The sequence below is a fragment of the Sphingomonas sp. Leaf30 genome, assembly GCF_001422525.1.
In the GTDB taxonomy this organism is placed as follows: domain Bacteria; phylum Pseudomonadota; class Alphaproteobacteria; order Sphingomonadales; family Sphingomonadaceae; genus Sphingomonas; species Sphingomonas aerolata.
On the sequence record NZ_LMKZ01000016.1, the window covers coordinates 97,947 to 115,145 of the forward strand.

Below are 17,199 nucleotides of genomic sequence, written 5' to 3' on the forward strand. Positions count from 1 at the left end.
GCGCCTCCCCGTCTGTACGGTGAACGACAATCTCACTCATGCGACGCCTGCCGGCTGCTCCAATTTACCCTGCGTTTCGCCTTTGTAGCACATCGTTATAATTACCATAATATCCGATTATGGTTAGTGCATATAGTTGGCAGATAGCACGGCCTAGTGATTGTGTGATTACTAGCATATGGTTGGCGCGATGATGTCCGCTGATCAAGCTTCGCTCGGCTACGCGCTCGGTCGATTGGCGGGTGCTATCCGCTTTGCCTCCCCAGAAATGCGCAAGGTTGCGAGCTTCGCGACCGTGGCCGACGCGTGGCGCGCGTATCGACGCGATGCCGGCATTGGCGACGTCGGCCCCGCCCATCAGCCCTCTACAGACGCCCTGTCGATCCTCCTGACCGACGACCCCCGCCGCGACGCCGTCGTGCTCTGGCTTGCTGCACACGGGGAACCAGCAATAGCCGACGCTGCGACGGTGGTCGTTCGCATGGTCAACGCGACGCGCGGTTTCGAGACGGATGCACTGGCATTGCTCAACGCCGCCCAGGACGCGGTGGCGCAGGCGGCTGCCGGTGGCCCCCTCACCGGCGCCTGCGGAGTGGCGTACGTTGGTCCGGATCATCCGCTCCACGGGCTGGCGCGCGCTGCGGCTGCGGTCGACCTTTTGATCCACGCGCCCGATTTCGCCGAAGGCTCTGGCCATGAGGCGCTTCTCCCCCTGCCCTCCCGATCGATGCGGCATTACATTGCGTCCGAGCCGGCCGGATGCTGGGCCCTGAACCTTGTGCTTGTTGCACGCGGCATCGTCCCACAGGTTACCGGGATAGTCCCGCGCACGGCCTTTCGCCTCGATGTCACGGATGCCCAGCGGGCTGCCGCGGTCGTCGACCATAGCACGCATGAAGCGTTGGCCGCGTTCACGAATTTGGAGCGCATAGAGTCGGTGTTGGGTCGCGGTCGTGAGGCCCTCGCCGGCTTATCCCGCAACGCCCGTGCGTTTGAGGCTTGGACGCTTTTGGCGGCGCTCGGTCCGACCACGCGCAAGCAGCTCATGCGCGCACTTAGCTTGTCGCGCGCCGGTGCCGATATCCAGGCGCGCGCGCTTGCTGCTGCGAGACTCGTTGGGCTCGAAACGGGAGGTTTGGTATCCCCTGCCCTCCCCGGTTCGTCTCCGTCGCCGTCTGCGTCCCTCGATCACGGTCCGCTTTGTGCAGCGGCTGCGGATCTTGATATCGCAATGGCAGAGATTGACCGCCTCCTCACACGGAGTCTCGATAAACGAAACTAGCCAGTGCGATTTTTGGATACCCACGAAGATTATTAGCCCGTTCGCTTGCCTTACTTGCAGGAGGCTCGGTGCCTAGAAGGATCCTAACCCTTCGTGGTAAGTGCCCGCAGTTCCTCAAGTGCCTGCCAATAAGAGCGGTGACCACGCTCGTTGGTAAATTCAACGAACCAGTCGAGTGTTTCTTGTGGACCCTTAATAAAGAGATTTCCCTGAGCGACGGTTTCCCGCCGACGTCGGCTAGGTCGAGCTGAGACACTCTCGCCCTCCCCCTGGGCGCGATCGACGAACCCCATTGCGGCGCCACGCGCAACTGCCTCCTCTTCTCTCACACGATCGATACGAAGGGGCGCTTTCGAGAGGCCGGAAAGATTGAGTTTGTCGGCGACTTCGTCAGCCGATGCCGCATTAGGCTTCTTGAACCCATAACCGCTCATCGGTCAGTCTCCTCACGCACAGCCTCTACGACTGCGTACGCAACTTCGAATGCGTTTCGTTTGGCTGCCGCAAGTCCTGAAGTCTTTTCATCGGTCAGTTCTTCCAATGTTGATGCAAAATCGAATACGTCACGGTAAGCCGCTCGTTCTACCAGTCCCTTGCTGAGCAAGGGTAGATCAGCGTCCTTGATTGCTGAGGTAATTCGTTTCGCAGATTTCGTCTCAATCGCCGCGTTGTCACGACTCCGGACGAGGCGGTACGGAATAACGCGGCCTAAGGCTTCCGCCTCCTCGTGTATCAAACCAACGGCATTAGCTGCTAATTCTGCGTCAATCGGCGAGAGATTGAACGGAATCAGTACCAAGTGAGAGCGGGCGAGCGCTCGTGATGTCATTCGCGAAGCAGTCCCCTCAAGATCGATTAAAACAAAGTCGTTCTTCTCTGTGAGGGCGTCGAGCACTTTTACTAACTCTGACTCTTTAGGGCTTGCTACGATCTCAAACGGAAGTGCCCTCCCCTCAGCGGTACGCCTGGCGCCCCACTTCGCTATGATCGCGTTTGGATCAGCATCGACGACGACAACCGACGCGCCGCTGCGAGCCAACTCCCCAGCGAGAATGAACGTAAGGGTCGTTTTGCCGGCACCCCCTTTCGGGTTTGCTACTGATATCGCTGGCATGCCTGCGTTTCCTCATTAACATTTTACTAGGCTACTAATTGCCTATTGCGATCGATTGGCCACGCATAGGCTGCCGGACGCCTATCGCAACCCTATTGATAGCGCAATACATATACGATGGATATCCTTTTGGCAGCCTTTGCATCGCCTAGCGATATGGTTGCATATGAATATGGTAGCCTATGTCTATAGTGCCATATGGATATAGTGGCATATGGATATGGTGTCCAATAGATGGTCGCCACCCAAAGAATATTAACTGGATATCCATATGGTGGCCAAATCAGATGGATATCCTGCGGATATCCACCCTCGTCACTGGCGTACGTTGTGGCCTGCTGGAGTTAGACGGCCACCGCTGCTGCCAGGATCGTTGTCGGAAAAGAGCAGCTTTGCATGCAATAGGTAATCTGCCGCCTTCAGCGCAGCCTGATTGTTTGCGCCAGCGACCGATCCACCCGCAGCAAGCTGCCGCTCGCGCTGAAGGCCATCTAACCCTCTCCGCAGGCGACGGGCAGGGGATCGCCCGACTATGACACCAACAGCTTCAGCAAAGGGGGAGGGGGGAACACCCGGGGATCCACCGCTCTGTGCGTCAGCCACCCAAATCAGAGCCACCATAACGGCAAAGAGCCCGTCGGCAGGGTTCACCGCGTACGCTTCTAGCTCAGCGCGATTGTCCCTAGCGATCGGTCAACGCAAGACACCTCCATGTCGCCAACAATGCCGTTGCCGCCCTTAACGAGCTTTTGAGGGGAGGGGAGGGCGATCGCAAGCATCCCAAGGCTTGCGAGTATCCGGTTCATGTGTTTTCCCCTTGTTCAATTGAGCGGTTTTGGGTTGGCAAAGTTGATGCTGGTGTGCAGGTTGCCGGCCGGCGACCGATGTAAGTCGATCATCCGACTGGTTCGCCGTGAGAAGACCATCGGTCGCACCACAGTCTCATAGGTGGTCGATGTACCGAACCACGTCGTCGGACCGTGCCATTTGTCCCCTTCGATAATTTTAATCCGGTAAGTGCCGGGTGGCACCGGCACGGATACATCCTCGTTGCGGTTCACATAGACGGAGATGACGTGCACGTCGGTCTTCCGATCAAACAGTTGTACGACAACATTTGCATCCGCCGCTGTCACCCCAATTTTCGACGTCGCCGACTTTGGATCGACGCTATTATTGACCGTGACGGTTCCGGACGCTGGGAAGGGCAGTTCAGCCACGCGATCGTGAAACCAGCCAGAGCGTTTTGCCTCACGGTAGGCGGGGATCAAGATGGGAATCGCGCATAGGAGGAATATCCATTTTTGCGCTGGGTTCGTCCGGTCATGTCGTTTCGGACGACGCCGGTCCTTCTGATATTCGAACCGACGATTGGCTGTATCGAACCAGCCAGGGCCAACTCCGCTGCCGTTGCCACCGCCTCCGATCCAACTCGCGCTGCCAAGCGGTACCGCTTTTCCTTGTTTGTCGTGCGGATGCTCGACGCTTGCTTTGCGATCGTTCCAGATTGTTTTGGCGGCGGCCTTTCCCTGACGGTCCCGATAGCGTTCGTGCATATAGTCGCGGTCATCAATGCCCATGACCAGTCCCCGCGTTTTCCTTTGCCCGCCTGTTGACGGCACGGCGGTGGAGAACACCGAGTTGTTGCGCGAAATCGACGATGACGAACGAAAACTCGTCAGCGACGTCTTGCTCGGCCGCGCAGGTGGGCGCGATCGAAGCGGCAGCCAGCACCAGATGCGCAGCGGCGATGGGATGCGCTTGCATCAGGTGGAATGACTGAGTCCGGAAGCTGTCCGCCAAGTCCGTGTCGGACGGCGCAACGTGCGTCAGCAGCTCGGCCGACGACGGTTCACTTTCGGCGTGCTGCATGATTACCCTCCTCGGTATGTGAATTGCTTTGCGTAGTGTGCGGCGTGAAGGTGGTGCCTTGGCCGTGCCACTGGGCTCCGATCATCGCGCAGGCGATCGCCCACAGGGCCGTGAAGACGGCAGTCCCGCCCGAGATCCAGAGTGCCAGCCCCATCAGGCGGCGATGGCGGTGTCGCGGTCTGGCTGCAGGCCAAGAATTGACCGTCGCCTCCCAGATGACACCGTCGGTCGGCGCGGCATCGAGACGGGTTGTACGGCCACGTTGCCTGGGTGGCGCTCGCATATAGTCGCGGTCAGCCAGCCCCATGGCTCACCTCCCGCTGTTCCCGATGTGTCGTTGGGCACACTGTTCTGATAGGGACTAAGCGTAGTCTCGAGGCCATCCAATTGTACTCGAAAGCACGAAGTCTGCGAACGACGGCAATGTTCATGACGAAGCGTTCCCTTGAATGGCGTGAGCCTGGAAAAGCGGCGCGATTGCGACCCGAACCTCATGGACCCGGGGCTGGACAGGGCGGCCGATGCGAATTGTGCGGTAGCCGGCATGGGACGTCATTGCGTCGCGCCGGCTGTCTCGCTGCGCATTGTGGCTCGCGTCATCGACCTCGATCAGCGCGACGATCGCGCCGGTTGCTTGGTCCTGCGCCACGAAATCAATGATTTTCTGAGAGAAGGCATTGCGATCGGCAGGATGGCTTTTGCCCATCAGTCGGGGAGGGGCCTTCAGCAGCGCGCCCATCGCGACCTGCGCGTGAAAGCGGTATTCGGGCAGGCAGCGTTCAAGGATATCGAGCATTGCCAGCTCGCGAGGGGTCATGAACCGCTTGGCCAGCGGTCGCCTGGCCCCGATGCCAGCGCCAGCGCCCGTTAGCGCCTTCAAAATCATGAGCACGCCAAGCAAGGCGATCACGATCGCGATATGCTTGTCCATGGTTAGAGGGCCTTTGTAGAGAGAGGATAGCTTTCCATCGTCATGTCTGCGCTCACATATCCAAGCTGAGGTTTTTCTCGGGAAGGCCGCGGATCTGTTCGCCGGATCCGAGCATCGCGGGCAGGGCGCTAAGGTCGTCCATGTCGCGTGGAGGCAAGCCGAGCTCGTCGTCCTTGCGATCGGCGCGAGCATCACGCCGATCGGCGTCCTGGCCTTCCTTAATCGACGGCATTTCCCAATCGACGTTCTTGAGGTCGGAATAGTCGGTTGTCGACGCGCCCATTGGCGGCAGGTCGGTTATGTCGAGGCTGGCGGGATCGATCAGGATCTTCTCGCTGCTCACCTCGTCGAGGCTCTCCATTGCTTTGGTGAGCGCATCGTCAGCCGCTTTGGTCTGTACAGCAGCACCATCGATATCGAGGCGGCCGAGGCTTTCCAGCGATGAGGTTTTGTCACCGGGGTTCTTATCCAGCTGCAGCTCGAGCTTCTGCTGGTTGTCGACGACCATGGTCAGGTCGAGGCGAATACGGGTGACACCGACGTTGAAGAGCCGCTGGTTCGACAGATTACGCTCGAAGCTCTGCATCACCGTAATAGCTTTGTTGACGGTGATGCCCTGCGCCATGTGCATGTTGAGCGCGTAGGCGAGGTTCATCCGCTGCATCATCGGATCGTTCTGCTCGAGCGTGACCTGGTCCTTGTTGGCAAGCTCGACCGTGACCTTACCGTTCTCGATGCCCGCGATCGTGGCCAGCGAGGCATTGTAGATGCCGCGCTCCTTGTCGTTATCCGTCCACCGGATCCGGTCGCCTTCGTGAATCTGGATCGTCTCGATCGTCGCGAGCGACATACGATCCTTGTCGATCATCGGATCGATCTTCTGAGGACTGAACTTAATCGACTTACCGTTTTTTACGATCTCGACCTTGCCGTTGGCAAAGGTTCGCCGGACCTCCGCTACACCGCGTTCGAGTTTAAGCTCCGGCACCGAGCCCTTGATCTCCAGCCGCTGCCCTTTCTCGTAGGTCTTGGCGTAGCGCAGGTCCTCACGCTCGATGTTCACGTTCTGGATGACGGCAATGGACAGCCCGTCACCTTTGAGCGTGCCCTCGTCCTTCAGGCCTTTTTGCACCGCCTGATTGATCGCTGCACGGGTCTCGCGGCCCGACGCGAAAATGGCCGTGTTGGCACGTTCATCCGGCGACAGGGTCAGCCACAGGTCGGACGCGTGCGCCGATGGATCCTCATGCTCGACGACTTTGTCGCCAAGCACCTTCATGGCCTGCCCCGCCTTGCCGATGTTGGCCAGCGCCGCGACCGTGCGCAGCTGGTCAGTCTGCTGGCGAAGGTTGTCATCCATGCGAGCCATGCCGATCTTGTCGGCTTGCATCATGGCAAAGGCCTTGCCGGCATCGATCGGGAGGAGCTGCTGGCGATCGCCGATCAGTGCGACTTTCTCGATGCCGAGCGATTCTGCGATCGTCAGCATCTTGAGCATGTCACGGTTCGACACCATCGACGTCTCGTCGACGACGATGATTGTATTCTTCAGCTCGTCACGACGCGCCTGAGCCTCCGGCGTGTTCTGGTTGGTGACGTGCTTTTCGTTATGCCAGATAAAGTGAGCGATCGTCTCGGCTTTGACCCCAGAATCCTGCATCTGATCGACCGACATCTCGCGAGTGGGAATGGCGTCCGGCCGCGCCATGCCTTCCTTCATGTCCGCGACCATCTTGTTCTGGAATGCCAGGCCCATCACCGATTTGCCCTCGGACTCAACGACGCGGGCAACCGCCTGCAGCATGGTCGACTTACCGGCGCCGGCGATGCCTTGGACCGCGACGATGCGATCCGAGGTCGAGACGATCAGCGTAGCGGCTGCGAGCTGTCCTTCGTTCAGGGGGTGAGGGGAGGCGGCCTGCAGCCGGTCTGGCGCTTCCGAGGGTGCCACGATCGGAGCACCCGCGTCTTCACCCGCCTGGACCCGCGCAAGGATGCTCTCCTCGGTCCGAAGCGCTTCCGGTGTCGTGACAGCCTCGACCTTCTGACCCTGGTGGGTAATCTCCCCGGATAGGAGTTTGCCCTTCTCGGTGAGCTGCTCGACCCTCGCCTCGACATGATCGATGGTGACGCCCTTGAGGCCGAAGTCGAGGGCCTTCTTGGCGACCTTGTCTTTATCGAACGCCGCTTCGCGTTGACTGAGACTGCGGATCGCAGAGGCGAGAGCAAGCTGCGCATTAGCCTGGCCGGTGGACTGCGCCAGACGAACCAAACCGCGGTCGACCAGTGGGTCCGGTGACCGGAGCAAGCCCGACACCGTATCCATCGCGACTTTCACGGCGTCCGCGATTACGGTGTAGCTGCGCCCTATCGGGCCAGCGTTCTCTCGTTGCTCCGCCTTGGCGGCGTTCTTTAACGCTCCCTCGAGCAGTTTCTTGCCGTCAAAGCCTTGCTCCGCTGCTTTCGCCATCCAGTCGAGAACGAGCCCGTCGCGGTCTTCGACATTCAGCTTTGGATCGCGCGTGTTGACGGTTACGCCATCACGACCCTTTGGCGAGACGATGCCTAGCTCGGCCGCCTTTTCCATGATCTGTTCGCGTCGTTGGCTGAAGACTTCCAGAACCGCTTTTGGGACGCCGACAATCTCGAACGTGCCATGCTTACCGTCCATCCGGGTCTGATAGCCAAGCTTCTCCAACTCGTTGCGGAGGAAGCTATGGTAGATCGAGCCGATGACGGTGTTGCTGGCCCATAGCTTTTGGGCGTCCAGGGCCTGCCATTTGCCGTCGGGCATCTGCGTCATGTTGGCAACGATCGCGTGGATATGCGCTTGAGGATCGAGCGCCCGGCTCGTGTCGTGCTGAAACAGTGCATAGACCAGATTCCCGGTCTTTACCGTTTCGGTCCTGCCGTCCTTGGTGATCCGACCGGCCGCGATATTCTTCTCGACCCAGGCCATGGTCTGCTGAACCGCCTTGGTCTGGGCGCCATCGGGGCCGAGGATCCGCTTATCCCCAGCGATATAGGCCATTACCGACACCGACTTCGGTGCGGAAAAGGTCAGGTCGAAACCGGGACGCCGACCGTCCCTGACCTCGACCTTCTCACCAGATGGCAGCTCACCGCTCAGCGCCTTTGCAAATGCCTCCTGCGAAACGGTGCCGGTAAGGCCAGCTGCGGTAGCGCCTTCACCGCCCCACATGCTGACGTCACCGGCCTTCTCGTCGGTGTAATATTCGCCGCTGACGAAGTCGTCCTTGGTGAAATATTTTGCGGCGCCGGATGCCGATTTAACGGATGCGATCGAGTGCATCGTTACATCCCGTATCCGTCATCAGGGAAGGCATCGCGCGCCTCCCGGATCGACAGGTCCTCCGGCCGTTCTCCGGTCGGCGTAGGATCGTCTTTCTGGCGCTGCTGGTCCTCACTGCGCGCCTGGACGGACTTACCCTCCAGAGACCGTTCGCGGTCCTTGCGATCGTCATCGCCGGAACGCTCACGCATGTCTTGGACGAGCACCGGCGGTTCGGTTCTGGCGGTGGCTTCAACCGGTGTAGCGTCGCGCGAATTGTCGACCTCGTTCTCAGTCGGCTGCGACAGGATATTAGTGGCGAAGGTGTTGGCCACGTTTGCCGGCTCAACCTCTTCTTCTGTCAAACCGGGCACATCGCCACGTCCAACATCGTCGTCGCCACTCTGCGGCTTGCCACCACCTCCGCGACCCCCCCTTCCAGGCTCGTCCGGCTTAGCCGGTTTCCGCTCGATGAAGCCCTCGGCGACGGTCGAGTAATGTTCCCATTCCAGGCGGATGCGTGCAGCAGGGAAGCCATCGGGAAACTTCACGAAGCCGTGCAGGCTGGGCAAATTCATGATGTCATCGGGGATGACCAGCGGCTCGATCTGTTTACGGGGGGTCAGGGTCGAGGCGTCGCGGGTGTTGTTGTAACCATAGCTGTACCCCTCATCCATCTGCCGGATCTCGCGGTTACCAATGTAGCGCGCACCCTGTTCAGCAGTGTCGAGGTCGGCTGCGGCGAGGATCAGTTTGGTGCGTGCGAGCGACGACAGGTTGCGGGCATTTTCCTCGCCGTAGACCTGCGTAAGCTTGTCGAACGAGTGCAACCCGAGCACCATCGCACCACCGAAGTTACGGGCGGTCTGGAGGCCGTCCTCGATAGCCGGAAGGCGGTGGAGTGCGCCCAGTTCGTCGAACACGAACCAGGTGCGCAGGTTGCGGGTTTTCTTCATCGTCATCAGCGCGTGGATGGCGAGGTTCGACCAGAGCGTGAGCAGTGCCCGGTTCATCTCGAGGTCGGTGTAGTTGGAGGTTATGAATAGGATCGAGCCAGGCTTCTTCTCGGACGTCATCCAGTCCTTGATCGAGTATTGTGGACCGTCGTTGGGCAGGAAGCGCAGGACCTGCGCATTCGTATTGAAAACCGCGCGGATCGACTCTGCCATCTTGGCCGCTTCGGGGGCCGTAATGGGGTCGGCGATGGTGTTGGCAAGATGCTTGTGAACCAGCTTCAGGTCAGCGGTCATGAGGTTGTCGGCAAGCGCCTGGTTGGACGTCAGTCCCTTCTCGATGAGCTTCATGCACATCTCGATGAAAAGGGTACGTGCAGCGAGTGCCCAGAACGGATCGGCCGCCCCGCCGTCCGAGGGGATCAGGGCTCCAGCGGCTGCGGTAAACTCGCTATAGGTTCGGCAGTCATTGAAGATCGTCCAGGCCGGGCACCGTGCGTCGGCCGGGTTGAGAATGGTGTCACGTGTCGGGTCGTAGAACGCTTCGACATAGGCCCCGGTCAGGTCGAACACGACGGCGGTATCTTCGCGTTCGCGCATCTCACGAAGGAGCTTACGGAACACGGTCGTTTTACCGGAACCGGTGGTGCCGAGCGTCATGAAATGTGACTGTTCGAGACGGTGTGGAAACGGGATGCCGGCAACGGTGTAGGGGTGGTGGATCCCGCCCATCTTGCGGGCCTTGAACTTCAGCTTCAGGACCTGTTCCGGCGTCTTGTCCGGAAAGAGTTTTGCGGCCTCCTTCACGAACTCGATTCTGTTGTGTTGGGCGATCTCGGAATAGAGCAGATCGCGCTCGACCAGCATGGCGCCGCGCTCATGGCGTTCCTGGATCATCGCCTTGCCGCGACGGGCCGAGAAGTCGACGTACCAGATCGACAGCGGGATGGTGATGCACGAGGCAATCGCGACCGAGCCCATGAACCCCTTCACGGCCTTGTGCCATGCAAGGATGACCTCCGGGACGTAAGGCACGTAGCCCATGTAGGTGTGGCGCACGCTGTCGTCGGGCAGACGGAGGTTGATGCGCTTCATCTCGTCGAACGAGATCCAGTCCCACAGCCCGGACAGGATGCGCATCGAAATGAGCTGAATGTTGTTCTCGTCGAGGGTGAGCGAGAGGATCGTGGAGTAGGCGATGACGAAAGTGCCAAGCCACATGTAGATCGGCATTTTGGCACCCTGTAGCCACATCAGGACCTGGGTATTGAGAAGCTGGCTGCCACGGGTGAAGTTGCCCGAATTGCGAGGCGCTTCGCCACGTGCGCTATGGTGCTTTTGGGGGATCGGACGCCGATCGTTGCGGATGTCCTCGCGGGGCGCTTTTGGGTCGTCACGCGCCATGATGAAGCTTCATGCGACGGTCGGCTTCGAGGACGAGCGTCTCGCGCAATTCCGGGTGGTTTTCGCGGATGATCGCATCGAGCGCGACCTGCATATATTCGGTCACGCGCAAGTGGCGTCGCTCGCTGCCTTCAAGCAGCTTTCGGCCATCAAGATGTTGTTCGATCGCCCGACGAATTAGGTCCGACGGCGAGCACTCCAGTTTGGCTGCTTCTGCCTCTATACGGGCACGCAGTTCACCGGCTACCCGAAGGGTATAAGGGCGTGAGGTACTCAAGTAACCAGCCTCCTAGCAGAGAGGCTGATAGGTCCTTAGGAGGACGTTCCTTATAGCTGTGGAATGCGGCTACAACAAGCTCGATATCGTGGTTTGGGCATAAGCCGTATTACGGTGTCTTACGCGGGAAACGGCGGAAATCTGCGCTTTTGAGGCGTAATACGTTGTAAGACAAACTGTAAGACGTTGTATACACTATCATGGTCTTTTTAAGGTCCTGATATTCAACGGGAAAAGCAAGCAAAGCTTGCAAGGGTGTGCTCTACTGTAGTCCCGATTCCCATGTGTCGATTTGATCTCCCCCGTCCTTCGTATCGATATGATGGCATCTCGGTTTTCCGCGGGGCAGAGGCCCGCCTTCGCGGCGGAATGACGGTCGAACTGGTTGCTCTGGCGTGGTGTCTTGGGACCGTTCTGCGATGATCGTCATCGGGTTTCCCTTGGTGTTAGAAGCTGGTCGTTGGTTGGCGCTTTTCCCTCGCCTGATCGATGGCTATACCGGTCCCGTTCAGAGCCCGATCAGCCTGACCAAAAGGCAAGTATTATGGCGAAGTCACTGGACGCTGAAATGGCCGCGATCGAGGCCGAGGAACGCAAGCTGGCAGATCGCCGAAAGGCGCATCTGAGGAAGCTTCGGGATACGGCTATTGGGACGGTCGAGAAGGTAGGTTTGCTCAAGCTCCCGCTGGATCGACTGGAGCGGTTGATGGAGTCGGTGAAGACGCTGGGCGTGGACGAGGTCAAGAAGCGGCTCACGGCGAAAGCCTGAGACGGTTCGAGACCGAGGCCCACGCTAATGGCCGCACGGGTTTGCTACCTCGTGCGGCCATTCTCTTTTCGGCAGGGGGGGGGCCTCGCCGGCTTGGCGGCATCAGGCAAAAAAAAGGGACGCGCCAGCCGGTAGGCTGGGCGTCCCATGCGGTCGTTTTAGATAACGGGGACGGATCAGATCCACGCCAGCAGGTACTCCCCTTCGATCGGTTTCAGTGCCGCCATCGTCGCCAGCGTTTCAATGCTCTAGGCCATGTCCGGATCGGAATCGAGGCGACGCCTGATGCGGGGATCCGTCAGCCTCCGGCGAAGCTCCGTCATCGGCACCATGCCGGCGACCATGCGGTCGATCCCAAGGCCGTCTAACAGCGCCAGCGCGTGGGGGGTTGCGAGAGCTATTTCCGGGGCCGCATCCGGGTTCAGAGAGAGGCGTATCGTAATGTCGCCAGTGGGTTCAGTCTGCGCCACCCGGACGCGTCGACCAAGGAACTGAGCCTCGTCGAAAATTGCGATGACACAAGGGTCGTGATCGAAGCATTTTGAGACCGTCGCGAGCGACAGATGGCAGACGCGGGCGTCGAACTCAAACCACGGATCGCCGGTGACGCCGTAGCCCGGGAGCAAAATGGCAAAACCCAACCGGAGCGATTGCTCGGCAAGCAGATCGCGTAGCGATGCGAGCTGGTCGGGAGTGATGATTGCCGCCATTGGCGCGAGGATGGCGCGGCCGTCTTCGACGCGGAACGTAATGGTCATAGTGACATCCTTCGTTGAAACCGCAAATCTCTCCCTCCCTCCTCTCCGGAGAGGTTTCGCGACGCCTGTGATCGAGCACCACCGTCGATGCCGCGACGCGTAGTCAGCGCACGGGCGAAAGGCCGCTGCGCGCAGGCGAGCGAGGCGTGCAGGGTATGACTGTCAGACGTTGGAAAACCGCGTCAGCAGCGCCGGGGCGGGCTCGATGCCCGCACCGGCGCTTCCCCGGCCGATGCGTAGCCAGGGGAGGCCCGACGGGGCCGTACCGAAGCGAGCGAGCCGGCGCCGCACGCCCGTCGAAACCAGCAACGGAAAAGGGCCACCCGATCGCCCGGATGGCCCTTTGAGTATTAGACGATGAAGGGAGGAGCCAAAGCCCCTCCCGCGGTCATTTGATGAACTGGGCGTAGGCGGTGAGCGCAGCCCCGATCGCGATTGCTCCCGTCATCAGTGAGCCGAGCCCGATGATGTACCATTTAAGTCCGTCGATTGAGGTCTGCATACCCTTGAGGCCGCTTTCCAGCTTTACCTCCAGACCCGCGATTTGCTGCTTCAACGGCTCAATTGCGCGACCCACGGCCATGTCGATCTGCTCCTCGACGACGACGACTGCCTTTGCCGCTGCCTCATCGTCTATATTAGCCGATCTTAGTGCTCTGAACAACGCGACTTGCATATCGTCCTCCTTCTTCTTCAAGACGCATTCCGGATTAGGGCGGCGCGGCGAGGGTCAAGGGATCGCTCTTGCGACCGCTTTAGCGGCGGTAGGGGCAACGATTTTTCGCAGAAAAATGGTGGGGCCCTGCCGTCCCTTGAGGCTTGTCGCGCCGCCCGGGATAATAGGACGACTTGAGATAGATTTTCCCCGCGGCAGCAGCGCCAGGGCGGGCTTGATGCCCGCACTGGCGCTGCCCCGGCCGAGGCGTAGCGAAGGGCTGGCTGAAGGGCCTGACCGATGCGAGCGAGCCGGGTCCCGCGCCAGCCCCAAACCGGACGGTCGGGCAGCTCGTTCGCGATGCTTCTCAAGCTGCGGCAGCGCATTACCGGAGGGGGGAAGGCGACCGGCTGCGCGGCGTCCAGGTGCGGCCCGACGGGGCCGTGCCAAGGACGTCGCGCGGCCGGTCGCCTGGCATGGGGGGAACCGTAGGGTTCCCCCCACAGCAACGCTGACAAAAAGGGGCCAGCGCGGGGATTTCGCCCGCCGCTGGCCTAGTGTTTCCTGCCAAGGAAAGGGGAGGGGCGGCGCGCTCTCGGCTGCGCCGCCCGGATAGGGTTAGCCGATTGCCTGCCGCTTGGTTGCGGTCGGTGCCGGTGCCTGTCCGTCGATACGGAAGGCGTGGGTCGGGACGCGGGCGTCCTTCAAGGTCTGCAACAGGTTCGATTGCAGGCCGGAACCTTGGCAAACGATGGCTTCGACGGGGGCGAGTTTTACAAGCTGCTCGTTGCGAACGAACCCGGCGCGGTTGCCATAGCGGCCCGTCTGCGGTGTGAAGGCAACCACGGTAACGCCACGGCTTGCGGCCCATGCTGCCGCGATCATGTCGCACCCTTTACGCTGCGCGGTGGTGCAAAGCGTCATGTGCGGGATACGGGCTTTGATCTGGTCGAGGCGGTCCCAAAGCTGTTTAAAGTCGTGCCACTCCTGACCGCCCGAAAAGACGACAAGCGGGCCGGTGGGGTTGCGCTTTTCGCGGTGGTCCTGCGCGCGGGCCTTCAGGAAATCGAGGGCGGCAATCTGGCTTGCGGTCCCTCCGCTGGAAACCTTCGATCCGCGCGCGGGGGACCAAGGGTGGCCGGACTGTGCCCGGTAGCAGTCGGCGGCATAGTCGCGCATGCATTCGATGGCGGCGCGCTGTTCGGTCTTGGTCTGCGCGCGGAGTTGCAATTCCTCCATTTCAACGGCGTAAATCTCGGACGGATCATAGCGGCGCGTCATCTCGCCAAGGTCGCGACACAGCGTGTCTTCCTCACGTTCCAGTTTCTGCGCTTCGTAGTGAAACGAGTTTACGAAACCCCAAGCGATCGCCTGTGCGCTGGTCTCTAGGCGGGTGTCGCGGAACAGGTCGAAAAGGGTTGCCATGATCGCCGCGCAATCGTGCTGCGCCTCGATCGGCTCGGGCATGTCGAGTTCGGCGCGCTCGTCGCCCATTTCGACGATCGAAAGCGCGCCAACGTCGCCGAACGCTTCCTGAAAATTGGTTGTCGCGGTGTCTTCGGCCATGCTCTCGGCAATCTCTGCCGTGCGGGGGTCGGTCGCGTCGTCGGACGCGCTGTCGGTCGCGGGCGTGGCGTTGGTGCCGTTCATGGCTTCGCCCAAGTCGGCAGAGCTGGTAAGGCGCGGGGAGGTCGTTTTCTTCGTCATTGGTCTGACTCCGTTGGCAGGGGTAGGCGGCTAGGGTCGGGGGAGGGTTGCACCCCTCTCCCCGCCCGTTTGGGTGGTCTTAGAACGCGGGGATTTCGTCGTTTAGCGGCTCGGAAAGCTGGCCGTTGTCGGTGGCGTTGCCGGTGCCGAAACCGTCATCCGATGCCTTGCGGCGGTTCTGGCGCGTGCCGTCCAGATTTTCGCGGCGCGTGGTCGGGCGGTTCCAGACGACGCGGAAACCTTCCTCGTTATTGCCGAAAAGCATGATCTGGAGGGGTTCACTGATGCTGGGGTCGTCCAGCTTGCCCTGATAGAAAACTTCGCCACTGCTATTGCTGGTCATTTCCCAGAGCGCGCCGATCTGCACCCAACGCTTCGCGACGTTCAAAACCATGATCTCGAACGCGGGGGCCTTGTCGTTCATGCTCTCGACGGGACGGAGGCCAAGGCGCGCGAGGTCGATGGTTGCCGTTGCGACCGAACCGAGGAGCTGACCGCCGACCGACTTGAAAGAACCAATTTTCATAGTATTCACTCCACGTTGCGGGGTCCTATCCCCCTGTTTGCCGGTGCTTGGGGGCTTTCCCCTCCGGCATCTTCTTTTTATCCCCTCCACTCTATCTGACCAACCTGATTGATTACTTGACGCCTAATCATCGTACACGGTGAGTCCGAGCATAAAGAAGCCCCCGACTAGGGGGCGTAAATAACAAATCAAAGACGCATTGATCGCGGTAGCGAGCAATTCTGTTTCTACCGTGCTTATGGGCAAGGCCCGGCCTTTGTTCTCATCGCACCCGGAGCCGTCCTCGCAGGGGCTCAAGAGGCAGGCACGGCTAGCGGGGTCAACACGAATGACGGAGGCTCCGCCGCTTTAGCGGTGGAAACCGTAGGGCCTTCAGGCCCGGTATTCTTGTTGAGGCGTCTTCAAATCAAATAAAAGCATTGTCCGCTCCAGCGGACAATTCCCCTTTGACGCCGACCCCGTCGGACGGGTCTGCCACGCCGAGACACTGAGAGACGGCGAAGGGTGTGATGAGAACACAGGCCCACAAAGCACACATCATGCGCCTAGCGCATGATTCCACAGCCGAAGGCTGCCTGCGGTGGTCATGGTCCTAGACAAGAGGGCAGGGTAGATCGACACACCCGCCCCAGGCCATCCGCGAACCTGGCGCACGAGCCCTGTCCGCGTGCCCCGGGAGCCCGACAAGTGATTGTACCCGAAGGGCGGAGACCCGCTCTTCGCGGGGCTCCGGGAGGCTCTTGCCGACTATTGAACGGTCCCGCCCTCTTGGGCGGGATGTCCCAACCCTTTCTATTTTTCCTTCAACTCTTCGAAGATTTCAGTCGGCTGTACCCGGCCCATAAGCCACATCCGAGACGGCCCCATCGACAAGAAAGCATCACATTTCCGTAGGGGAAAAGCTTGGCTTGAGCCCATCAATCAAGTCTTTAGAGTGGCCTATCGAAAAGGGCGAACGTCACAGCGACGCTGGCCGAAAACACGAAGCAGATGCCTCGCAATGTATGATCGTCCGGCAGGGGAGGGGTAAAAAAATGAATCGGGAAGCGATGCTCGGCACATTGGAAGGGCATCATCGAGACATCATGGATGGCCTTCGCGAAATCAGACGGCATTGCAACGAGGAAAACCCGAACAGTCGTGATCTGGCGGACGCCCGGGAACAGTTGACTGCGTCCAGCCTGTCGCGGTCCAGGTACGTCAGCGAGGTGATCGTTCCAACTTTGCTAAAAGATGCCGACGATGGCTTAAGGACGGAGCTGTCCGAGTTACTCTTTGCAACCGCAACCAAGCGGATGTTTTCGCGCGCGCATATTGCCGAGTGGACGACGACGTCGATCGAGGCGGACTGGTCAGGTTATTGCGCCGCGGCGCGGGATATTTGGCCAATGATGGAAGAGCAGATCGCGCGCGAGACGAGGGTGTTGGCTACGCGGCTCAAGCATCGATAGCGATATCAAGCTGGGTTGAATCCCTTCAGACCACGGCGGTGCCAAAGATATTGTCAGGCGCACCGGGTGGCGTTCGGCAGACAAAAAAAGGGCCAGCGTGAGCCGGCCCGGATAGTTTTTAGGAGAGGATGCCTGAAAGGCGTAGCCATGCTGCATCTGCGAACATCGTTTTGCAACCGCGAACAGGCTTGAACCGCATAAACTTTGG

General features: G+C 60.1%; 15 protein-coding genes. 3 read left to right on the plus strand and 12 right to left on the minus strand.

Going from position 1 to position 17,199, the window contains the following annotated elements; translation table 11 throughout:
- Positions 1-178: 178 nt before the first annotated feature.
- On the plus strand, positions 179-1,282 hold the full coding sequence (locus ASE89_RS12290; RefSeq protein ID WP_056678147.1) for a hypothetical protein: 1,104 nt from the start codon (positions 179-181) through the stop codon (positions 1,280-1,282).
- 83 nt (positions 1,283-1,365) lie between these two features.
- Here the strand turns inward: ASE89_RS12290 and ASE89_RS20440 are convergent, their stop codons facing one another.
- The 8 genes from ASE89_RS20440 to ASE89_RS20445 form a co-directional block, all read right to left on the minus strand.
- The gene (locus tag ASE89_RS20440) at positions 1,366-1,716 is read right to left on the minus strand and encodes a hypothetical protein (RefSeq protein ID WP_132834017.1); all 351 of its coding nucleotides are present in this window, start codon (positions 1,714-1,716) and stop codon (positions 1,366-1,368) included.
- A complete protein-coding gene (locus ASE89_RS19870; protein ID WP_082451467.1) occupies positions 1,713-2,396 on the minus strand; it encodes a ParA family protein in 684 nt (227 codons plus the stop codon). The genes ASE89_RS20440 and ASE89_RS19870 overlap by 4 nt, the downstream gene beginning before the upstream one ends.
- An 821-nt stretch (positions 2,397-3,217) precedes the next feature.
- Positions 3,218-3,976, minus strand: a complete 759-nt coding sequence (locus ASE89_RS12295; protein WP_082451468.1) for a hypothetical protein — start codon at positions 3,974-3,976, stop codon at positions 3,218-3,220.
- Positions 3,966-4,268, minus strand: coding sequence for a hypothetical protein (locus ASE89_RS12300; RefSeq protein ID WP_056678148.1), 303 nt, complete (start codon positions 4,266-4,268; stop codon positions 3,966-3,968). The genes ASE89_RS12295 and ASE89_RS12300 overlap by 11 nt, the downstream gene beginning before the upstream one ends.
- Positions 4,269-4,695: 427 nt before the next feature.
- Entirely contained in the window at positions 4,696-5,199 is a 504-nt protein-coding gene (locus tag ASE89_RS12305; RefSeq protein WP_056678151.1) for a DUF2726 domain-containing protein, read from the minus strand.
- A 52-nt stretch (positions 5,200-5,251) separates the two neighbouring features.
- Positions 5,252-8,512 (minus strand): MobF family relaxase, encoded by a 3,261-nt coding sequence (gene mobF, locus ASE89_RS12310; protein ID WP_056678153.1) that lies wholly within the window; start codon positions 8,510-8,512, stop codon positions 5,252-5,254.
- A gap of 2 nt (positions 8,513-8,514) precedes the next feature.
- Positions 8,515-10,848, minus strand: coding sequence for a type IV secretion system DNA-binding domain-containing protein (locus tag ASE89_RS12315; RefSeq protein ID WP_056678155.1), 2,334 nt, complete (start codon positions 10,846-10,848; stop codon positions 8,515-8,517).
- On the minus strand, positions 10,838-11,125 hold the full coding sequence (locus ASE89_RS20445; RefSeq protein WP_156363465.1) for a hypothetical protein: 288 nt from the start codon (positions 11,123-11,125) through the stop codon (positions 10,838-10,840). Before ASE89_RS20445 ends, ASE89_RS12315 begins: the two co-directional genes overlap by 11 nt.
- Before the next feature lie 544 nt (positions 11,126-11,669).
- Between ASE89_RS20445 and ASE89_RS12325 the strand changes: the two genes are divergently transcribed.
- Positions 11,670-11,894 (plus strand): hypothetical protein, encoded by a 225-nt coding sequence (locus ASE89_RS12325; protein ID WP_056678159.1) that lies wholly within the window; start codon positions 11,670-11,672, stop codon positions 11,892-11,894.
- 248 nt (positions 11,895-12,142) lie between these two features.
- Here ASE89_RS12325 and ASE89_RS12330 read toward each other — a convergent pair whose 3' ends face one another.
- From ASE89_RS12330 to ASE89_RS12345, 4 genes are all read right to left on the minus strand, one after another.
- Positions 12,143-12,652: a hypothetical protein gene (locus ASE89_RS12330; protein WP_056678161.1), complete on the minus strand. Its 510-nt coding sequence runs from the start codon at positions 12,650-12,652 to the stop codon at positions 12,143-12,145.
- Between the two features lie 388 nt (positions 12,653-13,040).
- Positions 13,041-13,349 (minus strand): hypothetical protein, encoded by a 309-nt coding sequence (locus ASE89_RS12335; protein ID WP_056678162.1) that lies wholly within the window; start codon positions 13,347-13,349, stop codon positions 13,041-13,043.
- Positions 13,350-13,925: 576 nt separating this feature from the next.
- Positions 13,926-15,014, minus strand: a complete 1,089-nt coding sequence (locus tag ASE89_RS12340; protein WP_082451469.1) for a DUF2493 domain-containing protein — start codon at positions 15,012-15,014, stop codon at positions 13,926-13,928.
- A 79-nt stretch (positions 15,015-15,093) separates the two neighbouring features.
- Entirely contained in the window at positions 15,094-15,540 is a 447-nt protein-coding gene (locus tag ASE89_RS12345; protein WP_056678165.1) for a DUF736 domain-containing protein, read from the minus strand.
- Between the two features lie 908 nt (positions 15,541-16,448).
- On the opposite strand from ASE89_RS12345, the gene ASE89_RS12350 reads away from it, so the two are divergent.
- Positions 16,449-16,991 carry a hypothetical protein gene (locus tag ASE89_RS12350; protein WP_156363466.1) on the plus strand — a complete coding sequence of 181 codons (543 nt, stop codon included), beginning with the start codon at positions 16,449-16,451 and terminating at the stop codon, positions 16,989-16,991.
- Positions 16,992-17,199 lie beyond the last annotated feature (208 nt).